Origin of the sequence: Sorangium aterium (assembly GCF_028368935.1) — a bacterium.
In the GTDB taxonomy this organism is placed as follows: domain Bacteria; phylum Myxococcota_A; class Polyangia; order Polyangiales; family Polyangiaceae; genus Sorangium; species Sorangium atrum.
This window is the reverse complement of record NZ_JAQNDK010000001.1, coordinates 3365570-3385327: the sequence shown is the minus strand read 5'-3', so window position 1 is coordinate 3385327 and position 19758 is coordinate 3365570. Positions and strand designations below refer to the sequence as shown.

15 protein-coding genes are annotated in these 19758 nt (G+C 71.2%); 6 read left to right on the top strand and 9 right to left on the bottom strand.

The window, feature by feature from the left end:
• The first annotated feature begins 21 nt into the window (after positions 1–21).
• Positions 22–2463, top strand: a complete 2442-nt coding sequence (locus tag POL72_RS12520; protein ID WP_272095390.1) for a glycoside hydrolase family 94 protein — start codon at positions 22–24, stop codon at positions 2461–2463.
• A 119-nt stretch (positions 2464–2582) separates the two neighbouring features.
• On the opposite strand, the gene POL72_RS12515 is transcribed toward POL72_RS12520, so the two are convergent.
• On the bottom strand, positions 2583–3923 hold the full coding sequence (locus POL72_RS12515; protein ID WP_272095389.1) for an amidohydrolase family protein: 1341 nt from the start codon (positions 3921–3923) through the stop codon (positions 2583–2585).
• A 758-nt stretch (positions 3924–4681) separates the two neighbouring features.
• On the opposite strand from POL72_RS12515, the gene POL72_RS12510 reads away from it, so the two are divergent.
• Positions 4682–5140: a hypothetical protein gene (locus POL72_RS12510; RefSeq protein ID WP_272095387.1), complete on the top strand. Its 459-nt coding sequence runs from the start codon at positions 4682–4684 to the stop codon at positions 5138–5140.
• 178 nt (positions 5141–5318) lie between these two features.
• Here the strand turns inward: POL72_RS12510 and POL72_RS12505 are convergent, their stop codons facing one another.
• From POL72_RS12505 to POL72_RS12490, 4 genes are all read right to left on the bottom strand, one after another.
• The gene (locus POL72_RS12505) at positions 5319–6197 is read right to left on the bottom strand and encodes a transglutaminase family protein (RefSeq protein ID WP_272095385.1); all 879 of its coding nucleotides are present in this window, start codon (positions 6195–6197) and stop codon (positions 5319–5321) included.
• Between the two features lie 162 nt (positions 6198–6359).
• Positions 6360–8237, bottom strand: coding sequence for an Hsp70 family protein (locus POL72_RS12500; protein WP_272095383.1), 1878 nt, complete (start codon positions 8235–8237; stop codon positions 6360–6362).
• Entirely contained in the window at positions 8234–8881 is a 648-nt protein-coding gene (locus tag POL72_RS12495) for a DUF2760 domain-containing protein (protein ID WP_272095382.1), read from the bottom strand. The genes POL72_RS12500 and POL72_RS12495 overlap by 4 nt, the downstream gene beginning before the upstream one ends.
• Positions 8882–8982: 101 nt before the next feature.
• Positions 8983–9594 carry a hypothetical protein gene (locus POL72_RS12490; protein WP_272095381.1) on the bottom strand — a complete coding sequence of 204 codons (612 nt, stop codon included), beginning with the start codon at positions 9592–9594 and terminating at the stop codon, positions 8983–8985.
• 392 nt (positions 9595–9986) lie between these two features.
• Between POL72_RS12490 and POL72_RS12485 the strand changes: the two genes are divergently transcribed.
• From POL72_RS12485 to POL72_RS12475, 3 genes are all read left to right on the top strand, one after another.
• Positions 9987–10196, top strand: coding sequence for a twin-arginine translocase TatA/TatE family subunit (locus POL72_RS12485; protein WP_272095380.1), 210 nt, complete (start codon positions 9987–9989; stop codon positions 10194–10196).
• An 85-nt stretch (positions 10197–10281) separates the two neighbouring features.
• A complete protein-coding gene (locus tag POL72_RS12480) occupies positions 10282–13428 on the top strand; it encodes an MXAN_5808 family serine peptidase (protein ID WP_272095378.1) in 3147 nt (1048 codons plus the stop codon).
• A gap of 122 nt (positions 13429–13550) precedes the next feature.
• Positions 13551–14105, top strand: coding sequence for a tellurite resistance TerB family protein (locus POL72_RS12475; RefSeq protein ID WP_272095377.1), 555 nt, complete (start codon positions 13551–13553; stop codon positions 14103–14105).
• A 129-nt stretch (positions 14106–14234) separates the two neighbouring features.
• On the opposite strand, the gene POL72_RS12470 is transcribed toward POL72_RS12475, so the two are convergent.
• On the bottom strand, positions 14235–14540 hold the full coding sequence (locus POL72_RS12470) for a hypothetical protein (protein WP_044966374.1): 306 nt from the start codon (positions 14538–14540) through the stop codon (positions 14235–14237).
• Positions 14541–14621: 81 nt separating this feature from the next.
• Here POL72_RS12470 and POL72_RS12465 point away from each other — a divergent pair, with 81 nt between their 5' ends.
• A complete protein-coding gene (locus tag POL72_RS12465; RefSeq protein ID WP_272095376.1) occupies positions 14622–15590 on the top strand; it encodes a uroporphyrinogen-III synthase in 969 nt (322 codons plus the stop codon).
• Here POL72_RS12465 and POL72_RS12460 read toward each other — a convergent pair.
• The 3 genes from POL72_RS12460 to POL72_RS12450 all read right to left on the bottom strand — a co-directional run bounded on the left by POL72_RS12460 (position 15578) and on the right by POL72_RS12450 (position 19255).
• Entirely contained in the window at positions 15578–16393 is an 816-nt protein-coding gene (locus tag POL72_RS12460) for a hypothetical protein (RefSeq protein WP_272095375.1), read from the bottom strand. The two genes, POL72_RS12465 and POL72_RS12460, sit on opposite strands and share 13 nt — an antisense overlap.
• Positions 16394–16478: 85 nt before the next feature.
• Positions 16479–18665: a tetratricopeptide repeat protein gene (locus POL72_RS12455; protein WP_272095374.1), complete on the bottom strand. Its 2187-nt coding sequence runs from the start codon at positions 18663–18665 to the stop codon at positions 16479–16481.
• Between the two features lie 92 nt (positions 18666–18757).
• Positions 18758–19255 (bottom strand): tetratricopeptide repeat protein, encoded by a 498-nt coding sequence (locus POL72_RS12450; RefSeq protein WP_272095373.1) that lies wholly within the window; start codon positions 19253–19255, stop codon positions 18758–18760.
• Between the last annotated feature and the right edge of the window lie 503 nt (positions 19256–19758).

The window sequence follows — 19758 nt, the reverse complement described above, 5'->3', positions numbered from 1 at the left end:
ATCCACGGAGACCGCGCGTCCATGAGCAATCAGTACGGCCACTTCGACGACGAGAGCCGCGAGTACGTCATCACCCGGCCCGACACGCCGCTGCCCTGGCTCAACTACCTGGGCTCGGACGAGATGTTCGGCCTCTGCACCAACACGGCCGGCGGCTACACGTTCTGGAAGGACGCCAAGCTGCGCCGGTTGACGCGCTACCGGTACAACAACGTGCCGATGGACCTCGGCGGGCGCTACCTGTACGTGAACGACGGCGGGGTCGTGTGGAACCCCATGTGGAAGCCCCTCAAGACGGCTCTGGATCGCTACGAGTGCCGCCACGGCCTGGGCTACACGAAGATCACGGGCGAGAAGAACGGCGTCGAGGTGGAGGTCCTCTTCTTCATCGTTCCCGGCGAGAACGTGGAGATCTGGCGCACCCGGGTCACCAACAAGAGCGGCTCGAAGAAGGACATCCAGCTCTTCTCCTTTCAGGAGTTCTGCTTCTTCGAGGCGCTCAACGACATGACGAACTACCAGCGCACCTACTCCATCGGCGAGGTGGAGATCGAGGGGAGCGCCATCTATCACAAGACCGAGTTCCGCGAGCGCCGCTCCCATTACACGCTCTTCGCCTGCACGCGCGCGATCGACGGGTTCGACACGAGCCGTGACGCCTTCTGCGGCAGCGTCCACCACGGCCTCCACGAGGCCCAGGTGCCGGCCAAGGGGAAGGCCACGAACTCCAAGGCGTTCGGCTGGAACCCGATCGGCAGCCACCAGGTGAGCCTCTCGCTCGAGCCCGGCGCGAGCGAGACGATGAGCTTCGTGCTCTCGTACGTGGACCACGGGGACCTGCCCAAGTTCAAGGCGCCCTTCGTCCTGAACAAGCAGAAGGGCAAGGAGATCCTCGCCAAGTACTCGGCGCCCGGCGTCGTGGACGGCGCGTTCGCCCAGCTGAAGTCGGACTGGGCCGGGATCCTCTCGAACTTCCAGGCCGACTGCCCGGACGAGCACGCGACACGCATGCTCAACACCTGGAATCAGTACCAGTGCATGGCGACCTTCAACCTCTCTCGGTCGGCCAGCATGTACGAGACCGGCATCGGCCGGGGCATGGGCTTCCGCGACTCGAACCAGGATCTCCTGGGCTTCGTGCACCTCGTCCCCGAGCGCGCCCGCCAGCGCATCCTCGACATCGCCGCCACCCAGCTCAGCGACGGCACCTGCTACCACCAGTACCAGCCGCTGACGAAGAAGGGGAACGCCGACATCGGCGGCGACTTCTACGATGATCACCTGTGGCTGATCCTCTCCACGTGCGCGTACATCAAGGAGACCGGCGACAAGGCCATCCTCAAGGAGGCTGTGGGCTACGCCGACAAGCCGGGCTCGAAGGAGGACCTCCTTCACCACCTCGAGACGTCCATCGCCTACACGATGAAGAAGCGGGGCCCGCACGGCCTGCCGCTGATCGGCCACGCGGACTGGAACGACTGCCTCAACCTGAACTGTTTCAGCACCGAGCCCAACGAGAGCTTCCAGACCGCGGGCGACGTGAAGGACTCGAAGGCCGAGTCCGTGATGATCGCCGGCCTCTTCCTCTATGCCAGCCGCGAGATGGCGGCCCTGTACGACTGGATGGGCCAGAAGTCCGACGCTGCGCGCATGCGTGAGCAGTACGCGGAGATGCTGGCCGTCATCGAGAAGGAGGCCTGGGACGGCGAGTGGTACCGCCGCGCCTACGACGCCGAGAGCCGGCCGGTCGGGAGCAAGGAGAACGAGGAGGGGAAGATCTTCATCGAGAGCCAGGGCTGGTGCGTCCTAGGCGGCGCCGGCGCGGACAACGGCCGCGCCAAGCAGGCGATGGAGAGCGTGCACAAGCACCTCTACACGAAGAACGGCATCGTGCTGCAGCAGCCCGCGTACACGACCTATCACCTCGAGCTCGGTGAGGTGACCTCGTATCCGCCGGGCGTGAAGGAGAACGCGGGCATCTTCTGCCACAACAACACCTGGATCCACCTCGGCTGGTGTCTCCTCGGCGAAGGGGAGCGCGCGCTGGAGTACTATCTCTCCATCTGCCCCTCGGCGAAGGAGAGCCAGATCGAGACCTATCGCGCCGAGCCCTACGTCTATGCGCAGATGATCGCTGGCAAGGACGCCCCGGTCTTCGGTGAAGCCAAGAATGCCTGGCTCACCGGCACGGCGGCCTGGACGTTCGTGTCCGTGAGCCAGGGGATCCTCGGCGTGCAGCCCCAGTACGACGGGCTGAAGCTCGATCCCTGCGTGCCCAAGGCGTGGAAGAGCTTCTCCATCTCCCGCCGCTTCCGCGGCGCCACCTACGAGATCAGCGTCAAGAACTCGGGGGTGTGCAAGGGCGTGAAGAAGCTGACCGTGGACGGCAAGACCGTCGCGGGGAACGTGATTCCCCTGTCGCCGGCCGGCTCGACGGTGCGCGTCGAGATCGAGATGGGCTGAAGGCCCTCTGTCGGAGCGCGCCGCGCGATGGCGGCGGCGCGCTCCGCGTGCGCTCGTCCTGCCCGCGCAACTCCACGTAACGCGCGCGCCGAGCCCGCGGCGGCGAGCGCGCGCGCGGCTCACTCGGCCTGAGCCGGGCCGACCCACCTCCCGTTCAGCATGACCCGCTTCACGCGGCGCATCGCCCGGATGTCCGCGAGCGGGTCGCCTTCGACCAGGACGAGGTCGGCGAGCTTGCCCGGCTCGACGCTGCCGAGCCGGTCGTCGACGCGAAAGTACCTGGCGTTCTCCAGCGTGCCAGCGACGAGGACCTCCATGGGCGAGAGGCCGCTCTCGACGAGCAGCTCCATCTCGTGCTGGTAGGCCCAGCCTCGCTCGGCGCCCGGCGCCTTGCCGTGGGAGCCGACGACCACCCGCACGCCGGCGCGGCGCGCCGCGAGGGTGAGCTTCATCATGTTCTCGAAGCCGCGCACCTCGGTCTCCGTCGCGCCCGCGTCGCCGGCGCGGCGCTCGAAGATGGCGAGCGTCGGGGTGAGGAAGGTGCCCCGCGCCACGAGCAGCCCGAGCAGCGCTCGGGTCCGCGGCGCGGCGAGGGAGATGCCGCGAAAGATCTCGTAGCGCCCCGGAACGCGCGCGTCGTTGTCGGCGATCACCGACTGGCGGTAGCGCTCCGCCTCGCGCGGCGGCACGAGGGCCGTGCCGAGCGACGTGATGTGCTCGATGCCGTCGAGCCCGGCGCGGACCGCGGCCGCGGCGTCCACGGTCTCGAGGTGCGCGACGGCGATCACCCCGCGCGCGTGCGCGGCCTTGGCGATCTCCTCGACGAGCCCGAGGGGCAGGCGGAAATAGACCTTGATCGCCGATGCCCCGCGCTCGACCAGCTGATCGACGGCCCAGCGCGCCTCGGCCGCGTCGCGCACCAGCATCGCGTTCTCCGGATAGGCCGGATACGGCCCGTCGAGCAGCGGCCCCGCCAGGAAGAGCCGCGGCGTCGGGCCGAGCTTGCGCGCGGCGTCGTACGCCTCGATCCAGTTCCCCGGCTCGCGCAGCGAGGTGACGCCGCGCTGCAGGATGACGCCGGGCAGCCCGTCATCGCCCTCGAGGTGGAAGTGCGCGTCGATGAGGCCGGGCAGCACCCAGAGCCCCGCGCCGCGGACGACCTCCGCGCCGGCCGGGACGTCGGTGGCGCCGCGCGCGCCCGCGGCGACGATGCGGTCGCCGCGGACCACGACGACGGCGTCGCGCACGGGCGGCCCTCCCCGGCCGTCGATGAGCGTGGCCCCGACGATCGCCGCGCAGTGCGCGGCGTCCGGCCGCGCGACGGCGTTGATCTCCCGCGGGGGCGGGAGCTTCGGCTGCCCTTCCGGCGAGGCCCATTGCACGGGCGTGCTCGCGCAGGCGGACAGGCCCGCGAGCGTCGCCGCCAGACACACGCGCAACACGCGCAACCGGATGCTCATCGTGCCCTCCCCCGTGACGCGCGACGAGCCCCGCGCGCGCCGCAGCTCCGCGGCGCGCGTGGGGCCGTATCGCTGGCGCCGTCGTGCGCGATCGCAGCGCGAGGCCGGGCTCTGCGATCGCGCACGACGCAGGCGCCGCGCCTCTGATCATAGCAGAGCCGCGCTCCAGGGCCGCTGTCACGAGCGCTTTCCAACTTCCACCTTCAAGTCGTCGAAGGCGCGCGCTCCCGGCCACGTCCGCCGCCATCTCCAGATTCGCTCGAGGCATCGAGATGGCGCAGCGCTGCGCGGGCAGCGGCGCTCCGGCGACGGGGCGGCGTTCCGTGGAGCACAAGGAGGCTCGGAACTCGTGACTTGCGGGATTCGGTGCGACGCTCGCGGCGAGCGTGCGCCGCGAGCCCCCGGCCACGGCGGCGCGCGCGGCTCGCGACGCGCGATTTCGGTGCTGTTTCGTCGGGGCGTCCGAGTCGGGCGATCCCCGAACCGCGGGCGCTGGTCGGCTCGTCCTCAACGCGCATGCCATGGTATTTGGGGTCGCTCGACCGGGCCAGGCGCGGTCAGCCGTTTCGCGCGCCGCATGGAAGATAGTTGAGCGTCACAGCCTGGGTGGAGTAGTGTGCCGCCGCCGGCACGCGGGGGTTGTCGCGACCGGCGAGTCCCCTTGGGACTGACAGACGAAGCGACGATCGACGACGGGCGCTCGTTCGAGCGCGCCGGAGGACAACATGCGTAATATTAATCTTGTCAGCATTGGCTCGATGGCTCTCATCCTTGGCGCGACCGCCTTCTCCGCGGGGTGCGGGGACGACACCGAGACGACGGGCTCGGGCGGCGGGACCACCGCGAGCACCTCGGCCGGCGAGGGCGGCAGCGGCGGCACGGGCGGCAGCGGCCAGGGCGGCAGCGGCCAGGGCGGCAGCGGCGAGGGCGGTGCCGGCGGCACGGGCGGCGGCGCGGACTGCGTGACCTGCTCGGCGCCTCTCGTGGCCGACGCCGACCCGGCGGACCTCTGCGAGTCCTCGATCCCGAAATACGAGGCGGTCACGCAGTGTATCTGCGAGGCCTGCGGCGCGGCGGAGGGCGACCCCTGCTATGTCGCGTGCACAACGGACGAGGCGGCGGACGAGGCGTGCAACGCGTGCGGCACCGAGGCGGCCACCACCGCTGAGGGCGCGTGCATCGAGCAGGGGACCGCCTGTCTCCAGGACGGCCAGTGATCTCGACGCGCTGAGGTCCAGCGGCTCTGTCCGACCGACCTTCAGCGATTCGCCCCGTGGCCGCAGGGGAAGGCAGGACGCCTGCCTCCCCCGCGGCCGCCATTTCGCGCTCTCCCATGTCGTTGTGCGCTCGCTGCGACAGGCGCCTGTCGGTGCGCGGGCGAGCCAGCGGAGAGAGCTAGTCGACCTCGGCCACCGTCACATCGACGCTCATCGTCTCGGCGGCGGCTGTGTAGAGCGTCCCCGCCGTCGGCGTTGCGTCCATGTAGTTGCGGCCGTAACCGACCCGCACGTGGTTGAGGCTGGCCAGCACGCCGTTCGTGGGGTCGAACCCCTCCCAGCCGATGTTCGGGATGTAGAGCTGGACCCACGCGTGGGTCGCGTCGGACCCCGCGCGGCTCGTGCCGACGTTGCCGGTATAGAGGTATCCGCACACGTAGCGCGCCGGAATGCCGAGGAGCCGCGCCATGCAGATGAACAGATTCGCGAAATCCTGGCAGACCCCGCGCCGGTTCACGAAGGCGTCATACGGGGTGGTCGCCAGGTTCGTGGAGCCCGGCACGTACTTGTATTCGCGGAAGAGCGTCAGGTTGATCGCGAAGAGCGTCTCCATCAGGTCCGCGTCGTTCTTCTCGACGAACGACATGGCGTAATCGAAGAGCTCCTGGAGCTGGGTGTCGGGGAGCTCCGCCGGGCGCACATAAGGCGCGATGATCGCTTGCTCCCAGGGCATCCAGACGAGGGGGAACGCGGGCCGGATCTTCTTCTTCGCGAACGCGAAAGGATCGGCGTCGCAGAGCTCCACGATCGAGTCGGCCGAGATCGTGAGCGCGGTATACGGGGCGGTGATCTCGAAGCGTGTGACCCGGTTGCCGAAGACGTCCTCGAACTCCACCGTGGGCACGCAGGGATCGATCGTGAGCGTGTGCGAGAGCACCCGTTGATCCCGGTCGTGCACCGGGCAGAGATGCAGCTTGTGCACGCTGCGCTCCACCGGGCGATCGTAGGTATATCTCGTGGAATGGACGACGCGGAGCCTGCGAATTGTCGGTGCCATGTCGTGCCCTCGATGAGCGCGCTCCGGCTTGGCCTCGCGCTCCGCCTCTCGCTCCTTGGCCTCCTGCATGCTGCGGCGCGTCGTGAGGGTAGCGCGCGTGGGCGCGCTGCGCTTCAGGATGGACGGCGGGTCGTGCCGCTTCAGACGCAGGCACCCCCGCGCTCACGCCTCGGCGCGCACCGACAGCTCGATCCGCCAGCGCTCGTTCGGCTTCTGCGCCTCGCGGGGGATCGCCTCCAGGAGCAGCGTCCCCACCTCGGTGACCGACGCGCGCAGCTGCACTGGCACCATGTCGCCCTCCCGGCGGCCCTCCGCGGGCAAGGTGACCTCGATCGGCGAGAGCTCCTCGAGCTCTCCGGGCTTCCAGCTCTCGAGCTCGGTCCCGGCCTGGTCATCCCGGCGCACCGACGAGCTGAAGAAGCGGAAGCGCACCGGCTCGCCGACCACCACGCCGAACTCCTGCGGCGGCAGCGTCGCCTCGGTGCCTTCCTCCATGCCGAACGGCGCGAGGCAGAGCGCCGTGATCGGCGGCTCCAGGCCGGGCACCGCGGGGACGGCGCCCTCGATGCCCACGTAGTAGGCCCGCGCTGTCCCGCCGCGGATCCGGAGCCCACGGCCGCGCCGCGCGAGGCCGTAGGCGGCGGCGCCCCGCGCGACCGCGAGATCCAGGTCGTCGCTCGGGAGCACCCGCGGCCGGGGCGCGCCGTCCTGCTCGAGCCAGGCGCCGAGCGTCGCGACGAGCCGCTCGCGCAGCGCCGCGCTCTTCATGACGCCCCCGTTGAAGAGCACCGCCGTCGGGTGCAGGAGGAGCGGCGCGCGGCCGGGCTCGGCGTTCGCCCCTCCCTGTGGGGCGAAGCCCGGAAGCTTCGACGTCGCGCCGGCCTGCCGCCCCAGGAACGCGGCCAGGTGGCGGGTGATCGCCGGGTCCTGCGCGTACGGGAGGCCGAGCTGCGTCAGGCCGGCGCGCGCGCGGGTCGCGGGGCGCGCGGACGAGGGGACCTCGGGGAAGAACCCGTCCACGAGCGTCCTCGTGATCTCGTCCCGCGTGAGCTCGGTCCGGATCGCCGCCCCGAGCAGCTTCGAGCCGCGGCCGGCGATCGCGATCGGCGCCTCGCTGATCGACGGATCGCCGAGCAGCCGCTCCTTGGCGACGCGCGCGGCGTGGGTCAGCGACGACATCTGCCAGCGATCGAGCTCCTTGCCCTCGGCGGCGAGCTTCGCCTTCACGACGTGCGCGAGCGCGAGGTCCATGTTGTCGCCGCCGAGCAGGATGTGGTCGCCGACCGCCACGCGGACGAGCTCGAGCGAGCCGTCGCGCGGGACCGCGGCGATCGCGGAGAAGTCGGTGGTCCCGCCGCCGACGTCGATCACGAGCAGCACGTCGCCCGGCTGGAGGTGCTTGCGCCACGCCTCGCCGGCCGCGTCGATCCAGGCGTACACGGCGGCCTGCGGCTCCTCGAGCAGGGTGAGGTCCTCGAACCCCGCGGCGCTCGCGGCCTCGACCGTGAGATCGCGCGCGGCGGCGTCGAACGACGCGGGCACCGTGATCACGATCTCCTGCTTCACGAGGGCGAGCGCCGGATCGTCCTTCGCGAACTGGTGATCCCACGCCTCGGTGAGGTGCTCGAGGTACCGCCACGACGCCTCGACGGGCGAGATCTTCTCGATGTCCTCGGGCGCGCCGAGCGGGAGCGTCGAGCCGCGCCGGTCGATGCCAGCGTGGCTGAGCCAGCTCTTCGCGCTCGAGATGAGGCGCGCCGGCGCGTCGACGCCGCGCGCCCGGGCGTGCTCGCCGACGGCGAAGCGCCGCTCGGCGTCCCAGGGCAGCGCCTGGGGGCCCTCGCTCTCGTGAGGGATGTACATGAAGGAGGGCAGGAGCGGCCGCGCCTCGAGCGTCCCCTGCGCCACGAGCTGCGGGGCGGCCATCACCTCGGGCGACGGCGCGAGCCGCGCGTCGGCTCCGTCCTCGGGCAGGCGCGCATAGGCGAGCGCGCAGTGGGTGGTGCCGAGATCGATGCCGATGATGTAGCGCGCGCTCATAGCTCGACCTCCGCGGGGGCGATGATGCTGGCGTCGTGGCCGGCGACCGGCGTCGGCAGCGAGACATCGTCGGCGCGCCAGCCCCGGTGGCGCAGCACCCCTCTGTAGGGCGCGGTCCCGGACACGTTGCCGATGAGCTTGATCTCGGAGGGGTTGTAGCCGGCCTCGAGCGTCACCTTCGCCCCCTCGTCCTCGCGCCGCACGGGCGCGAGCTTCGCGTGGCTTCGCAGCGCCTTGCGGCAGCCCTCGTGGACCATCCTCGCCGCCACGCCCACGTCCGCGTCGCCGAACGAGGCGATGTCCTGCTCGAGGAAGTCGACGAGCCGCCCTTCGCGCTGGAGCAGCGAGAGCAGCTGGAGCGCCGAGCTCACCGCGGGCGCGGCCTGCGGCGCGGGCGCGGTGACCGGCGCGGGGGCGGGCTCCCTCGCCGCAGCCGCCTCGGGGGCGGCGGGCGCGCCGCCTGCTCGATCTCGCTCGAGCTGCCGCGGCTCGGCGCGCTCGGCCGGCGGCAGGGCGGCGACCGCCTCGCGCGCCTGCCAGGCCCGCTCGGCGAACTGGGGATCGAACAGCACGCGGAAGAAGCACGCGAAGGCGAACCAGAGCCGCGTGGACCAGGGGAGCGGAGGGTCGTGGAGGTCGGCCACGGCGAGAGCCTAACGCCGAGCGTAGGGATCGGCACAGAGACCGGCGCGCGGGGCAGGGGGGCGCCTGCCCCGCGCCGCCGCCCGGGGCGACCCCGGGCCCCTCAGAAGGTCGCCCGGAGGACGGGGACGCGGACCTCGTGCCCCTGCGCCACGCCGAACTTGAACATCTCGTCCTGGGAGTAGAGCGGCTTGAACGAGAGCGCGGGCACGCCGAGCGCGACCCGGCGCGGCGTGATGTCGACGAGGCCGAGCCGGGGCGCTTCCCGGCGGGCTCGCCGGAGGACCTGCGCTGCGTCCGTCGTGAGCTGGACGTTGATCCCCGGCTGCGCGGGCTCCGCGGCCGGCTCGTTGCGGATCGGCTCGCTCTGGTCGGACTCGGGGGGCTTGTACGCGGTGGCGTTCAGGGTGACGACGAGGGTCGGGATGACCAGCGCCATGCCCCCGGCGAGCATGTAGAGCGGCACCTCCGCGGGCGGCTCCGCGGCCTCGACGAAGTAGCCGGCGACGCCGCCGCCCACCGCGCCGAGCCCGCCGAACACGAGGTACGGCCAGGCGCGCTCGACCCCGATCGCCCCCATGGTCAGCATCACGACCTCGCCGCCGAGCAACGCGCCGCCGACGATCCCCTTGCCGTCGACGCTCACCGTGTCTCCCCCGCTCGCCTGCTGAGCGCTCGCGCGCCCGGCGGCGCCGGCGAGCACCGCCGCTGCCACGGACGCTCCTGCCAGACAATGCGCTGCCTTACGATTCAAGCGGTTCATCGGCATCGTGTTTTCCCCGTGTCGACTGTCGCGAAGCCTGCGAGGGCTCGAGCCATGGATCACCGCCTGCCTCATCCGAGGCTGGCGTCCGGGCCGGTCGGCTGGCGATCCCGTCTGGGCCGTCGAGCCGTTCTTGATTTGTGAACCGCTGGCGGAGCGAGCGGGTGCTCACGCGCCTGGTCTCTCCTCCAGCGAAGCCGGTGCGCGAGCCTAGCACGGGTCTCCGCGCTTCGAACCGCTGCGTTGCCGGTGCGGAGGATGGGTGGTATGGGTCCACTCGAACCGGGCTGTGGACCGCCGCCACCTGCCGCTGAGAGCGTGGCAGCCTTCAAGGGATCAACGCTATGGGCCGCATCGGACCGCTTGAAATCGCCCTCCTCGTAGGCCTCGCACTGCTCCTCTTCGGCGCGGGGAGGATCGCCGACGTCGGGAAGGGGATCGGCGAGGGCATCCGGAATTTCAAGAAGGGGCTCCGCGACGACGACGAGGAGGCGGCCAAGCAACTCCCGGCGAAGCCCGAAGAAAAGCAAGAGGACACGCACAAGCCCGTGTAGCGCCCGCGCTGGAACGCGGTGCTCGGGCCAGCGAGCATCGACGTCGGTCGACGCTCGCTGGAGCGCGTCTATACTCGATCGCCGTATGCCTCACCGACCCATGGAGCGCATCGCCAAGGCGCTCGTCGTGTCCGCCGCGTTCCCGCTGGCAGCGTACTTCGTCCTTCAGTTCGGCCCTGGCGGGCTCTGGCGCGGGTTCGAGCCCGCGCTCGCGGTCACCGGACAGGTGGCCAAGGCGCCGTACGACCTCACCCGCCTCGAGGCCGTCAACGAGACGCTCAAGATGATCCGGGACAAGTACGTCGAGCCGGATCGCGTCAAGCCGAAGGAGATGCTGCTGTCGGCGCTCAACGCCGTCCAGCGCGACGTCGCGCAGGTGATCGTCCTCAACGAGGATCCCAACGAGGTCACCGTCCGCGTCGAGACCAGCGAGAAGAAGTTCCGGATCGACAACATCCAGGGCCCCTGGGACGTCTCCGCGCGCCTCCGCGAGGTCTTCACCTTCCTCCAGAAGAACCTCCGCGGCACCGAGGTCGATCTGCGGGACGTCGAGTACGCCGCGTGCAACGGCATGCTGCACACGCTCGACCCGCACTCGACGTTCCTGAGCCCCGAGGCGTACAAGGAGATGAACCTCTCCACGTCGGGCGCGTTCGGCGGGCTCGGCGTCGTGATCTCGATCCGCGACCAGATGCTCACCGTCCTGAACCCGATGCCCGACACGCCCGCGGGCAGGGCGGGCCTCAAGCGGCTCGATCGGATCGTGAAGATCAACAACGAGTCGACGCTCAACATGCCGCTCGACGACGCTGTGCGGAGGCTCCGCGGCGATCCGGGCACCCCGGTCACCGTGTGGCTGACCCGCGAGGGCGAGGGCGGGTGGCAGGGGCCGAAGGCCTTCGAGCTGACCCGTGAGGTGATCAAGGTGAGGTCCGTCGAGTCGCGCGCCCTGGAGGGCGGCGTCGGCTACGTCCGGCTCAAGACGTTCCAGGCGACCTCCACCGCGGAGCTCGACGCGGCGCTCGACGGGCTGCGCAGCAAGGGGCCGCTGAAGGGGCTCGTGCTCGATCTGCGCGGCAACCCGGGCGGCCTGCTCGATCAGGCCGCGCGCATCGCCGACAAGTTCCTCGCCGACGGCGTCATCGTGTCCACGGTCGGCGCCTCCGAAGGGCGCGAGGAGAAGCGCGCCAAGGGGCCGGGCACCGAGCCGCTGTACCCGATCGTGGTGCTCGTGAGCGGCAACAGCGCGAGCGCGAGCGAGATCGTGGCCGGGGCGCTGAAGAACAACGATCGCGCCGTCATCGTCGGCTCGCAGACGTTCGGCAAGGGCAGCGTGCAGCTCGTCTTCCCCGACGTCACGGCCGAGAAGGCGGCCCTCAAGCTCACGATCGCGCAGTACCTGACGCCGGGCGACATCTCGATCCAGGGCGTCGGCGTCACGCCGGACATCGAGCTCGATCCAATGACGGTCGACGACCTCGAGATGGATCTCACCGTGCAGAAGGATGGGCTCCGGGAGCGCGATCTCTCGGCGCACCTCTCGAACGCGCGCGCGGCGGCCGCGGGCAAGCCGTCCGAGGTCGTCCGTTACCAGCTCACGAGCGCCGAGCGCGAGCAGATGCGGGAGCGCGGCGGCGACATCGACGAGGACTTCGCCGTCGACTTCCCCATCCGCTTCGCGCGGGATCTCGCCGCGCGGATGCCGCCCTCCACGCCGAGGCTCCAGCAGCTCCGGGCGATGCACGACTACATCGATCAGGTCGGCAAGGAGGAGCTTGGCAAGGTCGCGGCCGAGCTGACGAAGCTCGGCGTCGACTGGTCCGACGCGCCCGAGGGCGCCACGCCGGCGGCGAAGTCCGAGCTCGACGTGAAGGTCGAGACCGATCGCCCGAGCGCCGAGGTGACCGCGGGCCAGCCGATGGAGCTCCGGGTCACGGTCAAGAACAACGGAAAGCAGCCGGTCTACCGGCTCCGTGGGACGACGGAGAGCGACAACCCGTACTTCGACAGCAAGGAGCTCATCTTCGGCAAGATCGGCCCCGGCCAGACGAAGAGCGCGAAGGCGCCGCTCGGCTGGTGCGAGGTCGAGGGGCGGAAGATCGGCTCGACGAAGCCGAGGAAGGCGAACGAGAAGCGCGTCTGCACGATCCCGATGGACGCCCTCTCCCGGAGCGACGGCCTCAAGGTGAAGTTCGAGGTCGCGGCCGCGGCGGAGCCGCCGGCGGTCGAGATCCGGCCCACGGTGCGCGCGCTCGACCGGCCGCTCTTCCAGTACGCCTATCAGATCGCGGATGACCGCGAGGGCAACGGCGACGGGCTCATCCAGAAGGGAGAGCGGGTCAGCATGTACCTGACCGTCAAGAACGTCGGCAAGGGGCCGTCGTACGAGACGCAGGCGAACATCGCGAACCTCTCGGGCGACGGGCTCATGCTGCACGCGGGGCGCTTCGACATCTCGAACATCAAGCCGGGCGACGTGCGCAAGGTGGTCTTCAGCTTCGACGTGGAGCAGCAGCTGTCGGAGCCCGAGGCGACCCTCACGCTCTCGGTCGGCGATCGCGATCTCCGCGAGTTCGCCAGCGAGAAGGTGAAGATCCCGATCTCGCCGCGCATCCAGCTCAACGGCGGCGGCTCCACCATGAAGGCCGGGGCGGAGGGGGCGACCCTGCTCCCGTCGCCGGAGGCGAGCGCGCGCGGCTTCGGCCGGCTCGCGGCGGGCGCCGTGGTCAAGGTGCTCGGCGAGGCGCCAGGCGGGTTCGTCAAGATCGACCTCAGCGCCGGGCGCTTCGCGTTCGTCGCGGCGCGCGAGGTGACCCCTGGCGGCGGGCCGGCTCCGGCGGCGGTCGCGTTCGAGGACCTCTACTCGCACGCGCCGCCGACGCTGGACATCGCCGCGGCGGCGCTGGCGACGAGCGCCGGCACCATGAAGATCACGGGGACGGCGTCGGACAGCGAGCGGCTGCTCGACACCTTCATCTTCGTCGGGTCGAGGAAGCTCTACTACAAGTCGAACCGCGACGGCGCCGACCCGAAGAAGGCCGAGTTCTCGTTCGAGGCGCCGCTCCGGCCGGGGGTCAACGTGATCACCGTGGTCGCGCGCGAGACGCCCGACACCACGACGCGGCGCACGCTCGTCGTGCGCAAGGACGGGCCTGACGGCTCGATCCTGAAGACCCCGAAGTCCGACAACCCCGTGGACGATTGGATTGCGGACCGCGGCGGCGAGGAGTAGGCCGCTGGGGAATGGACCAAGGCGACGGCGACATGGACGAACGCGGTGACGGGCGTGATGGGCGTAGAGGGCGGGGCTCCGCCGGGCTGCCCTGCCCGGCGAGGATCTGGTAGCCTCATCACGTGGGACTCCTCGCCTGGCTCGGCCTGAAGCAGGGGGGCTCGTTCCCTAACCTCGACGCCCTCCTGACGGAGCTCCGCGCGGCGCTCCCGGACGACGAGGCGGTCGTCCTCCGCTACATCGCCACCGTCATCGTCCTGCTCGGCAAGGTCGCGTGCGTCGACGGCCGCTTCTCCGACAAGGAAGACGAGCTGCTCCGCGAGCTGCTCACGCACGTCGACGGGCTCGCGCCGAGCGGCGTCGAGGCGGTGTTCAACGCCCTGCAGGGCAAGCTGCCCGCGCTCCAGGAGGGCGAGGTCGACCGCTGCTACCGCGAGCTCAAGGCGCTCTGCAACGCGAGCGAGCGGGTGGAGGTCGTGCGCCTCTTGATCCGGCTCGCGGCCGCGGATGGCACGCCCACGCCGGCCGAGCGGGCCGAGATCGAGCGCATCGCCGAGGAGCTCGGCGTCTCGCTCGCTGACATCGAGCCGGACCTCTCCGTCGAGGCCGGCCCTCAGGCCGGCTCTCCGGCGCTGCCGGACGACCGGAGCGATCCCGGCAGCGAGCCCCCGGCGTGACCCGGGCGCGAGCGCCGCTCGGCTGATCCGTCGCGTGTGTCGCGCCGCTGCTGGGCGCCAGCGCCGCTCGGCTGATCTGTTCTGTCGCGCGCGTCGCGCCGCTGCCGGGCGCCGCCGCCGCTCGGCCGATCAGTCGCGCGCGTCGCGCTGCTCGGCGCTGCCCTCGGGGCTCGGAGCGCGGCTCGCGAGGCCGAGCGCCCGTCGCTGCTTCAGCGCCGTGAGCGCCACGAACAGGACGAACAGGACGGCCCCGAGAACCGCCACGAGCACGCCGAAGTTGAAGAGGTAGTGCGCGCCCTGCGCGCCCCCCACCCCCATCAAGAAGATCCCGAGCAGCGCGATGCCCGCGCCGATGACGGGATCGGGGCCGACGTCGTTCTCCGACGTCGCACGCGAGAGCCCGCTCCCCTGGACCCCGGAAGCCTCGTTGCTCATCGGATGGCTCACACGAGGAGCTTAGCAAACTGGTCAACCGCCCGAAACCCGCCAGCGCTGGACCCGGGCTATGCTGCGCGGGTGAGCACGCCCACCCACCCACGAAACGACCGTCCCTCTCCGCCCGCGCCGTCTGACTTCGCCGGGCGCCGCGTCATCTGCTTCGAGAGCCGCCGCGCCTCCGAGATGGCCTCGCTGATCCAGCGGTATGGCGGTGTGCCCGTCACGGCGCCCACGCTCCGCGAGGTGCCCATCGAGAGGAACGAGCGCGCTCTCGACTTCGCGCGGCGCCTCGCGGGCGCCGAGTTCGACGTCGTGATCCTGATGACCGGCGTCGGGACCCGGGCGCTCGTGGCCGAGGCGGCGCCTGCGCTCGAGCCGAGCCAGGGCGGCGAGGCGTCCGACGGTGACGCTGGTGCGGACGCCCAGGGCGTATCTCTCCTGGCGGCGGCGCTTTCGTCCGTGCAGATCGTCGTGCGCGGCCCCAAGCCGGCCTCGGCGCTGCGCGAGCTGGGCCTGACCCGCTTCATCACCGTCCGCGAGCCGAACACCTGGCGGGAGATCGTCGAGGCCGTCAGCGTGCTCGGCGACCTGAGCGGAAAGCGCGTCGCCGTCCAGGAGCACGGCGCGCCGAGCCACGAGCTTTACGCGAGCCTCTCGGCGGCCGGCGCGCATGTCACGCCGGTGCCGGTGTACCGCTGGGCGCTCCCGGAGGACACCGCGCCGCTCCGGCAGGCGCTCCGCCTCATGGCGGACGGCGGCGCGGCGATCACGCTCTTCACGAGCCGCGCGCAGGTCGAGCACGCGCTCCTCGTGGCGGCCGAGGAGGGGCTCGTCGAGCGGCTGCGCGCCGCGCTCGCGCGGGGCGTGGTGGCGTCCATCGGGCCGGTCTGCACGGAGGCGCTGCGCGCCGAGGGGATCGAGCCGGATTTCGAGCCCGAGCACCCGAAGATGGGCCACCTGGTCAAGGCGGCGGCCGCGCGCGCGCTCGAGATCCTCGTCGCGAAGGGAAACCGGGGCGACGCGCCCCTGCCGGCTCAGTCCTCGTAGTCGTCGTACGCCTCGTCTTCGTCAGCGGAGCGCGCCACGGTCGCCGGTCGGGGCGCGGGGCTGGGCTCTGCGCCGGCGGCCGCGCGCTCATCCATGTCCGCGTGGCCCCTGTCGATCAGCTCGGCGCGGTAGAGCACGCGCCCGTCCTCGGCCGTGATCTCACCGCCCACGTCGCCCCAGGCGAAGTCGTCGCTCTGGAGCGTGCGCATCGTCGCCTTCGTCTTGCCGATGCGCACGCGGAAGCTGGTCCGCTGGCACGGGATGGAGGAGCCGCCGACCTCGACGTTCACCGCCTCGCTGCCGAGCACGTCCTCGTTCTCGTCGGCGGCGAGCGCGGTCTTGGCCATCATCGCGTCGTAGGCCGAGAGGGTCGCCGGCCGCTCCGCGCCATCGTCGATCCACGCCGCGCCGAGGATCTCACCGCGCCTGCTGGGCTCGTCGCTCATGCGGACCCGCAGGGCCTCGGTCTTCTTGCCGTCCTCGAGGGTCACGTCGACCACGAGGACGTCCCCTTCACGCGCGACGACCCGCTGCGTGAGGAGCAGCGGCGTCTTCCTGAAGCTGCCCGAGAACCGGTAGGCCACATAATCGCCGGGCTTGCGCGCGCCGGACGCCTCGTCGGCGATCGGGCCGCGCTCGTCGAGCGAACCCTTCGTCCGCTGCGGGACCTCGCGCCGCGCTTGCGCCGCCACCTTGGCGGAGCCGTCCTGCGGGCGACCGGATCGAGCGTTCGTCTCGATCCCGGCGCCGCAACCGGCAGCCAGGACCGAGGTGAGGGCGGCGAAGAGGAGCGGTCGGTTCATGCCCCTCCGGTACCGGAGAGCGCCCGCCGTGGCCCAATTTCTGTCGTTTCCAGGGCGCACCCGCGCGGCCGCGCGCGCGATGCGTTCAGGGCAGCTTGCCGCTCGGGAGCATATCGTCGAAGGCGGCGTCGAACTCGTCCGCGATCATCTCGGCGCCGACGGCGCGCGCGGCCGGCTTCGGGACGTCGATGCGGCGCAGCCGCTCCGCCACGCTGCCGCGCGGGTCGCTGTAGCTCGGGCTCATCCGGGCGACGCGCTGGAAGTAGTAGAGCGCCTGCTCGGGGACGCCGCGCATCTCGTAGGCGTTCGCGATCTCGTAGGTCAGCGCGAGCTCCTGCTCGACCGTCTTGTGCGAGGCGTGCAGCCCGCGGATGAGCGCGTCGATGCCCGCCTCGATGTTGCCCATCTGGAGGTGGGTGACGCCGATCATCGATTGGCAGACGCACTCTCGCCCGGGGTCGCGGGCGGCGAGCTCGAACTCGCCGATCGCGTCGGCGTAGAGCCCCATCTCCTTGTAGGCGACGCCGAGATCGTAGTGCGTCGACGCGTCGGACTCGGAGATCTGCGCCGCGACGCCCGCCTTGAACTGCTCGAAGACGCTCTCGACGCTGATCTGCCGAGGATCGTCCTGGACGCCCGTCACCGAGCCCGGAACGACCTCAAGCTCATCGATCATCTTGAGCGACTCGGCGATGTCGAACGCGCGATCCTCGTCCGGCCGCTCGCTGCCGCGCGGGACGGCCCGCGTGCCGCTCTCGTTGTCGGTCGCCGCCCGCACCACCCCCCGCGCGTCCGAGGCCAGCTCCGTGACCTCGCGCAGCCGCTCCATCAGGAGCGGGTGGTTCGGCAGCCGCGCGAGCTGCTCCTCGAGGATGTTCCGCGCCTCGTCGAACATCCCGTGCTGCGCGAAGAACTCGACCTCCTCGAGCGCGTCCTCGTCGAGCGCGTCCGCGCGCCGCAAGGACCCCGGCGGCACGGAGCGGCCCGACGCCGGTCGGACCGACGCCGGTCGGCCCGACACCGGGCTGTACAGGGCCGGCGGCGGCGCCGCGAGCACGGGAGGGGGAGGTATCGAGGACGCCGGGGGCGGAGCCTGGGACGCAGCGACGGCCAGGGGGTGCTCGGGCGCACGGCTCGGGTTGACCGACGCCGTCTCCTCCTCCTCGTCGTCGATGGCCTCGAGCTCCTCGACGTCCTCGACCTCTTCGACGTCCTCGATCGGGAAGCTCGGCAGCGGCGGCTCGTTCGCGAACGGGTCGTCGAGGTGCGTGACGAGCTCGGGCCGCCGGGGGAGCGCCTCGACGACGCCGTCTTCGTCGAGGGTGTACGCGGGCAGCGGCGCGTCGGGGTCGTAGAGGTCCTGGCTCGGCACCTCGGACGCGTACGCGTCGTTCTCGCCGGCCGTCGGCGAGGCTTCCGGCTCGGCGTGCTCCTCGTCGGCGAGCTCGTCCTCCTGCGGGACGGCGTAGCCGAGCAGGTTGAGCATCTCCGTGGCCTGCGCGTTGCCGGGATCGAGCAGCAGCACCTCGTCGAGGAGCCTCGCCGCGTCGTCGACGGCGTCCTCGCTGGCCAGCTGCTGCGCGAACGCGAGCATCTGCTCGACGGCGGCGTCCTGATCGCCCGCCTCGATCAGGACGTCGCAGAGCTTCTCGCGCAGCTCTCGAGCGGCCGGCAGCCGGGCGACGCCGCCCTTGAGCAGGGCGACCGCCTTGTCGTACTGCCGGTCGCGCCGGAGGCTCTCGGCGTGCGCGACGAGCTGCCGCGGGCTCGCGATCGGCGACGTCGAGGGCTGCGACGCGCGGAGCGGGATCGGCACCGCGGACGCGGGCTCGTCGTCCTCGACGTCGAGCTCCTCCGCCTCCTCGTCGTCGCCCTCGCCCTCGCCCTCGTCGAGCTCGACGTCGATCGACGCGCGCGTGCTCCTCGACGAGGGCGCGATCTGGGAGGCGAGCTGGCGCACGCCCTCGTCGTTCGGGGCGCGCGTGATCAGGGCCGAGACGAGCGCGGCGAAATGGTCGACCCGCCCGGCCTCCTTGGCGATGCGCGCCGACTCCTTCTGCACCTCGATCGCCTTGGCCGGCTGCCCGAGCAGATCGAAGGCGCGGGCGAGGAGCGCGAGCGTCTCCAGGTCTCGCGGGTTCTCCTTGAACGCGATCTGCAGCTTGGTCAGGGCCGACATCCCGTCGCTCGGATCGCCGCGATCGAGGTAGATCTCGGCGGCCATGCGGGCGAACCGGGCGTCCGGGCGGTGCTGCAGCAGGCGCTCGACCACCTTCAGCGCGTCGTCGCGCCGCCCGAGCTTGAGCAGGAGCTCGGCCGCCGTCCCGAAGCGCTGGATCGCGGCGTCGTAGTCGCGGACCCGGATCAGCGCCTCCGCGAGGCGGAGGTAGGCGAGGGGGTTGTTCGTGTCGAGGTCGACGACCCGCTTGAAGATGTCGATCGCGTCGCGGTCGGTCGCCCCGCGCGGAGGAGGCGCGTCGCGACCTCGTCGTAGGCGGCGAGCGCGTCGCTCGTGAGCCCGAGCTGCGTGTAGATCTCCGCGAGGCGCGGGACGATGTGGCCGAAGCGATCCTCGTACTGCGGGACGTGCTTGTGGATGATCTCGCGGATCTGCTTGTAAACGGCGATCGCTTTGAGCGCGAAGCCCTGAAGGGAGTAGAACTGGCCGACGCGCTCGTAGGTGGTGATCGCCTCGACGTACTCCTCCGTCTTCAGGTAGAGGTCGCCGATCTTGAGCAGCGTGCGGACGTCCTTCGGATCGTCTGCGACCAGCTTCTGGTACTCGACAATGGCCTTGTCGAAGCGCTTCCGCTCGACAAGCTTCTGCGCGGTCTGGAGTACCTTGTCGCGATCGACCGCCACGGCGATGGGAATCTCCTGCTGAGGGCAGCAAGGCGTTGCTCGGGCGCCTCGTCGGCATCCCTCACCTCGCCTAAAAAACACCTAGCCAATCCCGCCACCACGTACAAGCGCGCGGCGCCGGAAGTTCCGGAAGCTACCGCGAAGGTGCTTGTTTGCAGTGTGCGGCCCCCCGGGGGCCCCCTGTCTGGCGACGCGGCGACCGCCTGGCGCGGTGGCCGCGAGCCCCCGCCCCGGTCGGACGCTGGGCGGTCCGGTCGAGGCGCGTCGAAGAGCGCGCCCTACCCTGTAGGAACGCGCTGAACGGCCGGGGATTCGCGAAGATCGCGGGGAAGGTGGCGAGCGCCGCCATTCCCGCGAAGACAGCGTTAAGCCTAGCAGTCGAGCGGCCTTGTTGCACATTTCGTGAGATCTTCCGCGACCCGCGGTCGCTTCGCTGGCGGTAGCGCGGTCGCGCGACCCCGCGATCGCGGCGTGGGCGTCGGGCGTGGGCGCGCGGGCGATGT